14 protein-coding genes are annotated in these 13338 nt (G+C 51.7%); 10 read left to right on the top strand and 4 right to left on the bottom strand.

Features of this window, described 5'->3' with window-relative positions:
- Positions 1–6 precede the first annotated feature (6 nt).
- Positions 7–639: a GNAT family N-acetyltransferase gene (locus tag CA264_RS19755; protein ID WP_025609128.1), complete on the top strand. Its 633-nt coding sequence runs from the start codon at positions 7–9 to the stop codon at positions 637–639.
- Positions 640–664: 25 nt separating this feature from the next.
- Here CA264_RS19755 and CA264_RS19750 read toward each other — a convergent pair whose 3' ends face one another.
- Positions 665–1816 carry a hypothetical protein gene (locus CA264_RS19750; protein ID WP_237151144.1) on the bottom strand — a complete coding sequence of 384 codons (1152 nt, stop codon included), beginning with the start codon at positions 1814–1816 and terminating at the stop codon, positions 665–667.
- A gap of 160 nt (positions 1817–1976) precedes the next feature.
- Between CA264_RS19750 and recA the strand changes: the two genes are divergently transcribed.
- The 5 genes from recA (at position 1977) to CA264_RS19725 (ending at position 6887) form a co-directional block, all read left to right on the top strand.
- Positions 1977–3023: a recombinase RecA gene (gene recA / locus CA264_RS19745; protein ID WP_025609126.1), complete on the top strand. Its 1047-nt coding sequence runs from the start codon at positions 1977–1979 to the stop codon at positions 3021–3023.
- 177 nt (positions 3024–3200) lie between these two features.
- A complete protein-coding gene (locus tag CA264_RS19740) occupies positions 3201–4010 on the top strand; it encodes a DUF3108 domain-containing protein (RefSeq protein ID WP_025609125.1) in 810 nt (269 codons plus the stop codon).
- Positions 4011–4257: 247 nt separating this feature from the next.
- On the top strand, positions 4258–4947 hold the full coding sequence (locus CA264_RS19735; RefSeq protein ID WP_025609124.1) for a response regulator transcription factor: 690 nt from the start codon (positions 4258–4260) through the stop codon (positions 4945–4947).
- 3 nt (positions 4948–4950) lie between these two features.
- Positions 4951–5991 (top strand): sensor histidine kinase, encoded by a 1041-nt coding sequence (locus CA264_RS19730; protein WP_025609123.1) that lies wholly within the window; start codon positions 4951–4953, stop codon positions 5989–5991.
- Between the two features lie 185 nt (positions 5992–6176).
- Positions 6177–6887 (top strand): RluA family pseudouridine synthase, encoded by a 711-nt coding sequence (locus CA264_RS19725; RefSeq protein ID WP_025609122.1) that lies wholly within the window; start codon positions 6177–6179, stop codon positions 6885–6887.
- A gap of 93 nt (positions 6888–6980) precedes the next feature.
- On the opposite strand, the gene CA264_RS19720 is transcribed toward CA264_RS19725, so the two are convergent.
- Complete coding sequence (locus CA264_RS19720; protein WP_025609121.1) at positions 6981–7961, bottom strand: NAD(P)H-quinone oxidoreductase; 981 nt, start codon at positions 7959–7961, stop codon at positions 6981–6983.
- A 434-nt stretch (positions 7962–8395) separates the two neighbouring features.
- On the opposite strand from CA264_RS19720, the gene rplM reads away from it, so the two are divergent.
- The 4 genes from rplM to tsf all read left to right on the top strand — a co-directional run bounded on the left by rplM (position 8396) and on the right by tsf (position 11059).
- The gene (gene rplM / locus CA264_RS19715) at positions 8396–8845 is read left to right on the top strand and encodes a 50S ribosomal protein L13 (protein ID WP_025609120.1); all 450 of its coding nucleotides are present in this window, start codon (positions 8396–8398) and stop codon (positions 8843–8845) included.
- Between the two features lie 4 nt (positions 8846–8849).
- Positions 8850–9236 carry a 30S ribosomal protein S9 gene (gene rpsI / locus CA264_RS19710; RefSeq protein WP_025609119.1) on the top strand — a complete coding sequence of 129 codons (387 nt, stop codon included), beginning with the start codon at positions 8850–8852 and terminating at the stop codon, positions 9234–9236.
- 21 nt (positions 9237–9257) lie between these two features.
- Positions 9258–10025, top strand: coding sequence for a 30S ribosomal protein S2 (rpsB, locus tag CA264_RS19705; RefSeq protein WP_025609118.1), 768 nt, complete (start codon positions 9258–9260; stop codon positions 10023–10025).
- Positions 10026–10225: 200 nt separating this feature from the next.
- Positions 10226–11059, top strand: a complete 834-nt coding sequence (gene tsf / locus CA264_RS19700; RefSeq protein WP_025609117.1) for a translation elongation factor Ts — start codon at positions 10226–10228, stop codon at positions 11057–11059.
- Between the two features lie 205 nt (positions 11060–11264).
- Here the strand turns inward: tsf and CA264_RS19695 are convergent, their stop codons facing one another.
- Both CA264_RS19695 and CA264_RS19690 read right to left on the bottom strand, forming a co-directional pair.
- Positions 11265–12488, bottom strand: coding sequence for an IS256 family transposase (locus CA264_RS19695; protein WP_025609116.1), 1224 nt, complete (start codon positions 12486–12488; stop codon positions 11265–11267).
- Positions 12489–12566: 78 nt separating this feature from the next.
- Complete coding sequence (locus CA264_RS19690) at positions 12567–13292, bottom strand: TraB/GumN family protein (protein WP_025609115.1); 726 nt, start codon at positions 13290–13292, stop codon at positions 12567–12569.
- Positions 13293–13338: the final 46 nt, after the last annotated feature.

The raw sequence follows: 13338 nt of genomic DNA, 5'->3' as shown, positions 1-13338 counted from the left end.
ATCTTTATGAACTACCTGTACAACACACAATCCAACACACTGGAAGAGCAGTTGGAAACACCCCACCTTGTACTTCGCCCTTACCAGGAGGGTGACGAGAGCGACTTTATGCGCCTGCTGCAGGAAAACACAGCCTACCTCCCCCCCGCTTTCGCTGGCCGGCTGGCACGGGTGCGCGCGCTGGACGACGCCCGCTCACAGGTACAGCAGCTGCGCACCGACTGGGACAACCGCAGAACCTTTGACTTCGGGGTGTGGCAAAAGGAGGATAAGAGCTACGTTGGCAACATTGCCCTCAAGAACCTGGACCGCTCCATCCCTAAAGCAGAGCTTGGCTTATACTTTACCGAATGGCCGGCGACACGCGACGTAGCCTTTGAGGCGCTGCAGAAAGTATTGGGTTTTGCCTTCGGGCCGCTAGGCATGAACAAGGTGTACCTGCGCTGCACCCAGGCGAACGAGAGCTTTGGCCAGGTGGCAGAAGGCTGCGGCTTTATGAAGGAAGGCGTACTGCGCTGCGACTACCGCGGGGCCGACTCAGACGAGCTGTTGGACCTGAGCTACTACGGCATGACGCGCCAGGACTTTGAGCAGGCACAGGAGCAGTGGCTGGAGACAGGCTCGGCCGCCATGGCATAGCCAAAAGAGCCAGTTACCCATACGGCTACTGCCGTGGGCGGGCTACAAAGAAGTCGGTGTTGAAGTTAAGGTAGAACCCACTGGAGAACTCCAGCTTCGGGTCGTTGAAATCCACCAGGGGCTCCAGGCGCAGGGTCAGGGTCAGGTTATCGAGCAGCGCGATGTCCTTCATCAACCGAAGGATCAACAATTCCCGCTCCTCCTCCAGGTAGTCCGGGTTCTTAAAGGTGGTAGAGGCTGACTGGTAGAGCCGCCCGCCCAGCTCCGAGATGTAGCCGTCGCCGCGCCAGTAGCTCAGCATCACGTCCTGGTACTTGGTATCGGCCCCGATGTTGACGTACAGGCCATGCCCCTGCTCGTAGGGCAGCTGCAGCTCATTGGAGAAATCCTTGAAACCGACCAGGTAGTTCATGGTGTAGAGGCGCTGCAGCACTCGGCGGCTATACTTCTTTTCCAGCTCCAGGCCAACAGCAACGTTCACCAGGGTGGTGAGCGGCAGTTCGGAGGCGTCTATCTGCCCGCCCTTGTGCTGCGCCGTAAACTGCAGCGGCAGCGTCAGGTACAGGCTGTCGCCCAGGTTGCCCCTCCCCTCCTGCTCCAGCAGGCGTATGGCAACGGCAGCGCCCCCGTGTATCTGCTCCTGCTCCTGCTCCCCCCTGTACAGCATGTTCACCCAGTCTACCCAGGCGTCCAGCCGCAGGCGCTGCGTGTGCAGCTTGTACTGGATGCCGTTCTCCAGCCGGTTGAGGAGGAGGCGCTCAAAGTCGTAGAGCGGCTCTATGTACCCGTGGTTCAGGTTACCCTCCAGCGTGCCGAAGAGCAGCTCCCACTGCGCCCGTTTCACCTTAACAGTAAAGGTTGGAGAGATGCTCTCGTAGCCTGAGGCGCCAAAGTCTTTCCAGAGCAAAGCGCCAGCCTCTACCTTTACATCAGCAGACGGTTGGTAGCTGAGTTTCGGGTTAAGTTGGTAGCCAAATAAAGTATAGCCGTCTGCAATTTTATTGAAGTACTCGTTGTTCTTCAGGAAGCCCAGCGCCTGCACCTCAATCCTAAGCTCATTAGCATTACGCTCCCGCACAGGCACTTGCTGCAGCAGGGCAGTGTTGTTTAATTGCGCTTCAGAAAAGTGACTAAATACCAGGAAAATCAGCAGAAAAAAAACTTTCTGAATACGCATAAAAAAGAGCAAAGGATGGCACAAAAAGAGGTGGCGCGATGTTATAATCAGACGGCGCTAATCAGCTAAAATAATTAGCAAAATACTTGCAAACTATTTTGCAGATTAACTCCGAATTCGTAATTTCACCTTCAATATAAAGCTAATTAACAAAACACACATGAGCGTAAGCAACGAAAAACTGAAGGCCCTGCAGCTGACCATGGACAAGCTCGATAAAACTTACGGTAAAGGCACCGTAATGAAACTGAGCGACAACAAGGTAGAGGACATTCCTGCTATCTCTACTGGTTCACTGGGTCTGGACATTGCTTTGGGTATCGGCGGTTTGCCACGCGGCCGTGTCGTAGAAATCTACGGTCCTGAGTCATCTGGTAAAACCACGCTTACCATGCACTGCATTGCCGAGGCGCAACGCAAAGGCGGTTTAGCGGCGTTTATAGATGCAGAGCACGCATTCGACCGGGTATACGCCCAAAAGTTAGGCATAGATACAGAAAACCTATTGATATCCCAGCCAGACAACGGGGAGCAGGCGCTTGAAATCGCTGACCACCTGATCCGCTCTGGCGCTATTGATATTATTGTAATTGACTCCGTGGCCGCCCTGGTACCGAAAGGTGAGCTGGAAGGCGACATGGGCGACAGCAAGATGGGTCTGCAGGCACGTCTGATGTCGCAGGCGCTGCGCAAGCTGACAGGTACGATCAACAAAACAGGATGTACCTGTATCTTCATTAACCAGCTGCGTGAGAAAATCGGTGTGATGTTCGGTAACCCGGAAACCACCACTGGCGGTAACGCACTGAAGTTCTACGCGTCTGTTCGCCTGGATATCCGCCGCATTGGCCAGATCAAGGAGAGCGCAGACAACATTACCGGTAACCGCACACGCGTGAAGGTGGTAAAAAACAAGGTAGCCCCTCCGTTTAAGGTAGTAGAGTTCGACATCATGTATGGCGAGGGCATCTCTAAAGTAGGCGAGGTGCTTGACCTGGGCGTTGAGCTGGGTATTGTGCAGAAGTCAGGTTCATGGTTCTCCTACAACGGCGACAAGCTGGGCCAGGGCCGTGACGGCGTGAAGCAGATCCTGCTGGACAACCCGGAGCTGATGGAAGAGATCGAAGGAAAAATCAGAGCCATCGTAAAAGGCGAGCCGGAGAAAGTGGCCGCCGCCCTGGACGATGCCGCTGCTGCAGCCGAATGAACTTTATTTCCAAATCTGAAGTAATTAAAAGGTGCTACCACGGTAGCACCTTTTTTATTTTATTCTAAATGAATTGATTAGCTACGTCACTTTTTTTAACTTAAGTTCCGAGAACAGTTGGTACAAAACTTGATAAATAACAGGTACAGAGACTAACAACCTTAACTGAAGGCAAATATGAAGAAGTTTTTTCCTGCACTCGTTATACTTTCATTAATCCTTTTTGGCTTTGCCACAAAAGACAGAATGCGCCAGCTGCCTAACGACAGCTTTGGCACAGGCGAGGTGCTTAAGTATAAGGTGCACTACGGCCCTATCACGGCGGCAGAGGCAGTGATCGATGTATCGCCTACCATTCACCGCGTAAACGACAGACCCTGCTACAAAGCCACTGTATACGGCAAGACCAACGGTTCTTTCGACCTGTTCCTGCGGATCCGGGATACCTGGCAATCCTACATAGATACCGCGGCCATTGTACCGCAGCGCTCCTTCCGCAACATAGAGGAGGGCAAGTACCGCAAGCGCGAAACCGTGGACTTTGACCACTACAGCAACAAGGCGCATGTAGAGAAGCAGAAGAAATCGAAGAAGGTAGAGAAAAAAAGCTATAAGATAACAGACAACGTGCAGGATATCGTGAGCGGGTTTTACTACCTCCGCACCCTGAACTATGATAAAATGCAGGTAGGCGACAAAACAACCGTGCAGGGCTTCTTCGATGAGGAGAACTTTAACATGGAGGTGGAGTACCGCGGACGCGAGGTGGTGAGCACCAAAGCCGGCGACATACGCGCCATCAAACTGGTGCCCCGCATGCCAAAGAACGAAATGTTTAATGGCGAGAACTCCATCGTTGTTTACCTCTCCGACGACAAGAACAAGATACCGGTCATGATCAAGGCCGAGATGTTTGTCGGCTCTGTGAAGGTGAACCTCTACGAGTATAAGAATCTCAAAAACAAATTAATGTTTGCCAAAAACTAACGCAAAGCCAGCCACCGAGCTGGCTTTTTGCTTGTTTGCACGCCAGGGAGAGGGAACAGGTATGTTAAGAAAACGTTATGTTTTATACCCTTCCCTTAAAATGATGTAATGTATAATATCTTTGTATTGGAAATTAGGTATTGCAGTAGGACTTAAAAGCTGGCAACACTGATATGGTTACAAAGCAAAAAGCGTCGGAGAGCGCTGGCTGTAGCACCCCTTTTACAAAACCCAAATCCTTTATATCGTGCAAACTGCATTAAATTACAAGATTTTAGTAGTAGATGACGATCCGGATATCGTGGAGATGCTACAGTACAACCTGAAACGGGAGGGTTATGAGGTAGCCACCGCCGATAACGGCAAAAAGGCCATTGATGTGGCCGGGCAAACGAAGCCGGACGTCATCCTGATGGATGTGATGATGCCCGTGCTGGATGGCATCGCCGCCTGCCGCCAGTTGCGCGAGATGAGCGACTTTCGCCAGACACACATCATCTTCCTGACCGCCCGCGCAGAGGAGTTCTCCGAGGTGGCCGCTTTTGAGGCCGGCGCCGACGACTTTATCACCAAACCGATCAAGCCCCGCGCGTTAATGAGCCGCCTGGCCGCCTTTGCCCGCCGCGACGCGCAGCAGGAAGAGGAAGACAAGGTAATTGAGGCGGGTGACCTGCGGATAGACCGCACCAGCTTCGCCGTGTACAAAGGCGAGCAGAAAATTACGCTCCCGAAGAAAGAGTTTGAGCTGCTGGCCTTTCTGGCCGCCACACCCAACAAGGTCTTCAGCCGTGAGGAGCTATTGAACAACGTCTGGGGAAATGATGTTTATGTAATTGCCCGCACCGTGGATGTGCACATCCGGAAAGTGCGCGAGAAAATAGGCGAAGACAATATCAAAACCATCAAGGGCGTAGGCTATAAGTTCAACACCGACTGATACATGAATCTGAATTCCCGTACGCTTGCCCTTTTAATATCACTGGCGGTAGCACTTGTGCTCACCGCCTTTCTTGCTTTAGCCAGCTACTTCTCCTCGCAGGGCCTGATGGTGGCGCTGGTCATTGTTTTTGTGAGCTGCTTTCTGCTCGTACACTTCTCCTACGAGGCACTGGTGTTCCGGGAGGTGAAGAACGTATACTCCAGCCTGGAGAAGCTAAAGCGGCAGGACTTTAAGAAAGTGGAGAGCCGGTCCACTTTCTCGGCCGACCCGCTCATGAAGATAAAGGAGGAGATTTACATGATCGCCGAGCGCAAGCAGCAGGAGATTGACGAGCTGAAGCGGCTGCAATCTATGCGGCGGGAGTTTCTGGCAGATGTTTCGCATGAGCTGAAGACGCCGATATTCGCCGCCCAGGGCTTCATCCACACGTTGCTGGATGGCGCCATGGATGACCCGGAGGTGCGCGAGAGGTTTCTGGAGAAAGCCGCCAAAAGCCTCGACGGCCTGGACGCACTGGTGCAGGACCTGATCAGCATCTCCCAGTTCGAAAAGGGCGTGGTAAAGATGGCCAAGCGCAACTTCGATGTTGTGCAGCTGGTGCGCGAAGTGGCCGAGCAGCTGGAGCAAAGGGCCTCCCAACACGAGATAACGCTGCATGTAGAGGCGGGCCCGCAAGAGCAGATTATGCTCTTCGCCGACCCTAACCGCATCCGGCAGGTGTTCACTAACCTCGTGGACAACGCCATCAAGTACGGGCGCAAGGGCGGCAACATCTGGATCTCCTTCGAGGAAGGCAAAAAGAAATACACCATCACGGTGAAGGACGACGGCAAGGGAATCGCCCAGGAGCATATTAACCGTATTTTTGAGCGTTTTTACCGGATAGACAAAAGCCGCGCCCGCGACACCTCCAGCACCGGCCTCGGCCTCGCCATCTGCAAACACATCATCGAAGCGCACCGCTCCATCATTGCCGTTAAAAGCGAAATCGACAAGGGCACAACCCTGCGCTTCAAGCTTCTGAAGGCGAAGCAGCTGTAGCTATCCCTGCATTCCGGCAAGTTTTAGAGGCGCATGCCACTGCCGTACGTTGCGAGGAAACGGCCCGCAGTGCCACGGCCTTCACTCTAACGCTATAGCGGCCAACCACGCAACCACTAAATTGCGTATCTTTGCAACATGCACGGCAGGACGAACAGCCGGGCCTGAATAAAGTATAGCAACACATGAAGTACCCGGTTTTTAAAGACCTGATCATATTTGAGAATGAGGATTACATCGTGGTAAACAAGCCACCGTTCCTCTCTACCCTGGAAGACCGCACCCCCAACACCACCAACCTGCTCAAGATAGCCCGGCAGTACAGCCCTGACCTGCAGGCCTGCCACCGGCTGGACAAAGACACCTCGGGCTGCCTGGTGTTCGCGAAGAACCCCGAGGCGTACCGCCACCTGTCGATGCAGTTTGAGCACCGCCAGGTTTACAAAGTGTACCATGCCGTGGTGTGGGGTGTTCATAAGTTTGAGGATGAGCTGGTAAACCGAGCCATTCTGCCAAACGCCAAAGGGGTGGCGCACCTGAACCCGAAAGGCAAGCCTGCCGAAACATACTTTACTACCCTGGAGAACTACAGCCGCCACACGTTAGTGGAGTGCATGCCCGTAACAGGCCGCCTGCACCAGATCCGTGTGCACCTGGCGTTTCTGGGAGCTAACATTGTAAGCGATACGCTCTATGGCGGCGAAAACCTTTACCTGAGCAACCTGAAGCGGGGCTATAACCTGAAGAAGGACACGGAGGAGCTGCCATTGATCAAGCGGTTCGCGCTGCACTCGTTCAACATCGGCTTCACGCTGCTGGATGGGGAGCCTATCAAAATTGAGGCGCCTTACCCAAAAGACTTCGCCGTGCTGGTAAAGCAGCTGCGCGCACATTAATTTTTTTGGACAAAGGAGTTAACGGCAAAGGCCAACAGAAGTGCAGGTACCTGGCTTCTGTTGGCCTTTGCCGTTTAGCTTTCAGCCACCGGTCTAACTCACCCGCAGCACAATTTTCCCGATGTTCTTGTTCTGCTCCATGTAGCGGTGTGCCTCGGCCGCATCTTTCCAGTCGTACACAGAATCAACCACAGGCTTTAGTTTCCCCTCTTTAAAAAGCGGAAGCGCAAAGCGGCTCATGTCCTCTGTCAGCTTTACCTGGTAGTCTCTGGTTCTAGCGCGCAGGGTGGAGCCCATCACGTGCAGGCGTTTCGAGAGAACCTTGCGCAGGTCAACGCCATCCACCTTACCGCCACCCAGATTGGCAAGTATAACCAGGCGGCCATCCAGGCGCAGGCAGTCCAGGTTCTGGTTAAAGTATGGCCCGGCAATAAAGTCCACAATCACATCCACCCCTTCGCTGTTGGTGTGCGCCAGCACCTCCTCCTCAAAAGGCACCTCTCTGTAGTTGATGGCCTTTTGGGCACCGAGGTCAAGGCAAGCCTGTATTTTCTGCTCCGATGCCGTAACCAGCACCTCGGCCTGCAAAGCCCGCGCCAGTTGTATAGCGGCTGTGCCTACGCCGCTCGCGCCGGCGTGTATCAGCGCCCGCTCCCCGGCCTGCAGCCTGCCCAGCCACACCAACGCCTGCCACGCCGTCAGGAACACTTCAGGGATGGAGGCGGCCTCTTCCATGCTCAGCTTATCCGGCACCGGCATGGCCATACCTTCGTCTATCACGGCGTACTCGGCGTAGCCGCCACCCGGCAGCAGGCCGAATACTTTATCTCCCTTCTTAAAGCGGGTACAGTTTACACCTGCTTCCACCACCTCTCCGGCTATCTCCAGGCCAAGTAAAGGGCTCCCTCCCTGGGGTGGCGGGTACTTCCCCTGTCGCTGCAGTGTATCGGCACGGTTAAGGGCGGTGGCATGTACCTTTACAAGAAGCTCGGTTGGCTTAGGCAGCGGCTGCTCGTGCTCTCCAAGTATAAGTTGCTCGGGCCCGCCGGGCTGTTTTACAAGTATGGCTTTCATGATATATCGTTGCTTGTTGGTATCGTATAGATAAGACGCCAGCCAGCGAAAGATGTTTCTGCTTATCAGCTAACCGGCGTCTCCGTAAAGGAATGCTGCAATAAACCAGCGGTAAGATTAATTACAAAGGAGGCGCTCTAAAATGCCCCCGGAAAAGCGCACCGGCAGGAGGCCTCCTGCGGGAACGGCTACAGGAGAGGCAGGAGTTGGGAGGCCCACCGGCTGGGGGCAACGGCCCTGAAACAGCTCGTTTCCCCATCGGCACCTTTACCTGTGCATGGCTTTCTGCCTTCTATGCGGCAGCTATCTGGCTGTCCTGTAGCATATTTAACACTATCTATTGCATATCAAATAAATAGCACCTATCTTTGTGTCCATTTTCCTAGAACCGAAAGTTCATAATTAAATAAATAAATCGCTTACAACCACTAAAAATGGATCATTTAAGTTATAAGACCCTTACTGTCAACAAGAAGACAGCCAACAAAGGCTGGGTGATTGTTGATGCAGGGCAAGGAAGCTTGGGTCGTGTGGCATCAGAAGTTGCCAAGATCCTGAAAGGCAAGCATAAGCCTTCGTATACTCCTTTCGCTGACTGCGGCGACAACGTGATCATCATCAACGCTGATGACACACGTTTCACAGGCCGTAAGTGGGATCAGAAGTACTACCTGACGCACACTGGTTACCCAGGCGGTCAGAAGAGAACTTCTCCACGTGAGCTTAAGGCTAAATCATCTACGCTGCTGGTAGAGCGCGCTGTTCGTGGCATGTTGCCTAAAAACAGCCTGGGTCGCGAGCTGTTTAGAAATCTTCATGTTTTTGCAGGAAGCGAGCATCCTTTTGCAGCTCAGCAGCCTAAAGAATTAACCCTCAATATCTAATTTAATGGAAGTTATCAATACATCTGGTAGAAGAAAAACCTCGGTGGCGCGCATCTACTTGACGCCTGGGCAAGGGAATATCACTATTAACGGTAGAGATATCAAGGAATACTTCCCTAGTGAAGTACTTCAAACTATTGTGAATCAGCCGTTTCAAACCTTAGAATCAATTGGCAAGTACGATGTGAAAGCCAATTTAAGAGGTGGTGGTGTAAGCGGCCAGGCTGAAGCACTTAGACTTGCTATCTCCAAAGCACTGGTAGTAGAAAACGCCGAGAACAAGTCAGCTCTTAAGAAAGAGGGCTTCACAACGCGTGACCCACGTATGGTGGAGCGTAAGAAGTTCGGTAAGCGCAAAGCTCGTCGTTCATTCCAGTTCAGCAAACGTTAATATTAAAGGTGTATCAACAACATGGCAAGTACTAATTATAAAGAATTACTTGAGGCAGGTGTTCACTTCGGTCACCTTACCCGCAAGTGGGATCCGAAAATGGCTCCATACATTTTCATGGAGAAAAACGGTATCCACATTATCGACCTGAACAAAACTTTGGTTGCGCTTGACGAGGCTACTGCCGCTATCAAGAACATCGCGAAGTCTGGTCGTAAGATTTTGTTTGTAGCTACTAAAAAGCAAGCGCAGGAAATCGTGGCAGAAGAGGCTCGTCGCCTGAAGATGCCTTACGTTACTGAGCGTTGGTTAGGTGGTATGCTTACAAACTTCGCTACCGTGCGTAAGTCTCTGAAGAAAATGTCTACCATCGACAAAATGATGAAAGACCCAGAGCAGTCTAAAGCACTGGCGAAGCGTGAGAAGCTGATGCTGTCTCGCGAGCGTGAGAAACTGGACCGAGTACTGGGCGGTATTGCCGACCTGTCTCGCCTGCCAGCTGCTCTGTTCGTAGTAGACGTGAAGCGTGAGCACATCGCGGTTAAAGAAGCTCAGAAGCTGAACCTGCCAGTTTTCGCGGTATGCGACACTAACTCTAACCCAGAGCTGGTAGACTTCCCAATCCCTGCAAACGACGACGCTTCTAAGTCTGTGGCCCTGATCGTATCGATCGTAGGCAAGGCTATCGAAGAAGGTCTGTCTGAGCGTAAAGTGGACAAAGAGGAAACAGAGCGCAAGCGTTCTGAAGAAGAAGGCATCAAAGCGAAGCAAGAGGCTGACGAGCAATAAGAAGTAATTCATATTGCACTATATCAAACTGAACATTGGGCACAAAGGCTTCAATGTTCAGTTTGTTTTAGGGGATTAGGAAAGACACAGGATAAAAGACCTATGACACAAGACTTCTTGCTGTTATCTTTTACTGAAGTGCTCCCTCCCTATCCCAACAAAGATTTAATTTATAATTCATAATTCTTAATTATAAAAAGATGGCTATTACAGCACAAGACGTTAACAAACTCCGCCAGGAAACCGGAGCTGGTATGATGGACTGCAAGAAGGCGCTTACAGAAGCTAACGGCGACTTTGAGGCAGCTAAAGATATCCTGCGTAAGCAAGGTCAGAAAATCGCCAGCAAGCGTGCTGACAACGCTACCTCTGAGGGTATCGTGCTGACACACGTAAGCGCAGACGGTTCTAACGGTAAGGTAATTGCCCTGGCTTGCGAAACTGAGCCAGTGTCTAAGGTAGAAGACTTCCAGAACCTGGCGAAAGCTGCTATGGAGGCTGCCGTTTCTACAAACGCTTCTTCTAAAGAAGAGCTTCTTGCTGCTCCTCAGGCTGATGGCCGTTCGCTGCAGGACCACATCACTGACCTGATGGGTAAAATCGGTGAGAAGATCGACGTTATCGCTTACGAGACTGTGTCTGCTGAGAAAGTTGTTTCTTACGACCACTCTAACGGCAAGCTGGGTGTGTTGGTAGGCCTTACTAACACAGGCGGCACTGACGTAACTGAAGTTGGCAAAGACGTAGCGATGCAAATTGCTGCCATGAAGCCAATCGCGGTTGACAAAGACGGCGTTGACTCTGCAACTGTTGAGCGTGAGATCGAAGTTGGTAAAGAGCAGGCGCGTGCCGAAGGCAAGCCAGAGGCTATGCTGGAGAAAATCGCAATGGGCAAGCTGAACAAGTTCTACAAAGACAACACCCTGTTGAACCAGGACTTCGTGAAAGACCCTTCTGTTTCTGTAGCCAAACTGCTGGACAACACAAACAAAGGCATGACTGTAACTGAGTTCAAGCGTGTAGCTATCGGTTAATTTCAGCTGAAATGATAAAGAAAAAGCCCGCCGAAAGGTGGGCTTTTTTGTTTTAGGAAAGTCTGGGCTAAAAGGGGGGTAGCTGCTTAGCAGGTGTTGGGGAGTGTAATTTAAACTGTGTCAATTCCTGATTTCCATTTACTGGCCCTGTTGGTGTACTGGTGTGAATCCTTACAGCAACAGGGCCAAACTTTTGAAGTGCGGCTCACTTCAAGTCCAGCTGCATCCTGTCCCCGAACCAGATGGAGAGCTGCTGTGCCGTCTGGCTCCAGTTTGAGAGCGGCATGACCCATTTTTTGCTGATGTTCTGGTGCGACAGGTAAATGAGCTTCAGCAGGGCCATGTCCGAGGGGAAGGCCCCCTTCGTCTTAGTCACTTTCCTGACCTGGCGGTGAAAGCCCTCAATGGTGTTGGTGGTGTAGATCAGGTGGCGGATCGGCCCGGCGTACTTAAAGTACGTGCTGAGCTTTTCCCAGTTCCGCTGCCAGCTATCGAGCACCTTGGGGTACTTCTTGCCCCAATTCTCCTCCAGCTCCAGCAGCCTGAGCTCGGCCAGTTCCTTTGTCTCTGCCCGGTACACGGGCTTCAGGTCCCGGATAAACTCCTTCTGGTCCTTGGAGCCCACATACTTGATGCTGTTACGGATCTGGTGGACAATGCAGCTCTGTACTTCAGCCTGTGGGAAAACACTGCTGATGGCTTCGGCAAAGCCTTTCAGGTTATCGATGCAGGCAATGAGCATATCCTCCACGCCCCGCTGCTGCAGGTCGGTGAGCACACTGAGCCAGAAAGTGGCCCCTTCGCTTTCGGAGACGTACACGCCCAGCAGTTCTTTGTGGCCGTGGCGGTCGATGCCCAGGATGTTGTAGACCGCTTTCGAGACGGTGCGCCCTTCCTGCCGCACCTTGTAGTGCATCGCGTCGAGCCAGACGATGCAGTAGAGCGGGTCCAGCGGCCGGGCCTGCCACTCCTTCACCTGGGGCACGATCTTCTCGGTTAGGGCGGCCAGGGTGTCGTGGGAGATGTCCATGTCGTACGTCTCCTTGAGATGAGCCGAGATGTCCCGCAAACTCATCCCCAGCCCGTACATGCTCAGGATGCGGGGCTCCAGGTTCTCGGCCAGCACCGTCTCCCGCTTTCGGATGATTTGCGGCTCAAAGCTGGAAGAACGGTCGCGGGAGCTCTCCACCTCGATCACCCCGTCCGAGGTGCGGACCTGCTTTGATACTTTGCCGTTGCGGCGGTTGCCCTTTTGCCGCTGCTCATCCGTCAGGTGCAAGTCCATCTCCGCATCCAAAGCGGCTTCCAGGAAATGTTTCAGCAAAGGGCCAAGCGCGCCGTCTTTGCCAAAGGTGGGTTTGCCGCTCCGGAACTCTTCCAGGAACTGGCGCTTGATCTTTTCCAGATCCAGCTCATTTTTCTCTTCCATGGTAACTGTGTTAAAGGTAATACTACTAATCCTTTGACACAGTTTATTTTACAGCCTCAGGTGTTGTTGTGCACCTGTCTATAGTTTTATTCTTTCCAGCTTATACCCTTTCTTCTTCAGCAAATTCAGTAGCCCATTTTTGCCGCCCAAGTGTCCCATGCCTACTGCAAAAAATATTCTGTCTTCTTTCACTAAGCTTTCAACATCATCTAACCAATTTAGTGTTCGCTGGTCGACTAATAGCTTCCGTGTTTCATGCCCAAGTTGTTTATCTAAGAACTCATTAGCGAAATACTCTATTTGTTCGCTGTTGTAAATGCTAATTAACAGCTCAAAGTCTTTTACTGTCTGTTCCTTAGTATTACTTTCATTTTGATGCGGAACCTTACCTAAAACATCCAGTACTTCTTTCGCGTTTTCCAGCCCTGTTGTTCTTATACCATTGCTGTCGGCTACACTGATCAACTCACCCTCCATGTTTCTCAACTTGTATTTGCTAGCAATCATTTGGTATGCTTTTAAGTCAACCTTGTGCTTATCACCTCGAAGAAAATTTCGCTGGTCTTCCACATTCTTTAAATCTCTCTCGAGTGCCAATGTTTTGCATGTTCTCAGGGCCGAAAAAACTTTTTCGCTTACTATTACTCGCCCGTGCGGATATTCATGCATTGTACCAAATACGAAAGCTTCCTTTCCGTCCTTTGAAGTAATTTTCCAGAAAATCCCTGATTTCGTTTCTCGTTCTGTCGAACAAGAAAATATCAAAATAATTACCCACCAAAGTAGAAACTGAAACTTCTTCATTTATTCTGGTATAGCGCACAACGGACTTGGCTAAGGCACGTTTTAA

The sequence above is a fragment of the Pontibacter actiniarum genome (assembly GCF_003585765.1).
GTDB lineage: Bacteria > Bacteroidota > Bacteroidia > Cytophagales > Hymenobacteraceae > Pontibacter > Pontibacter actiniarum.
This window is presented reverse-complemented; position numbering and strand designations above follow the sequence as displayed.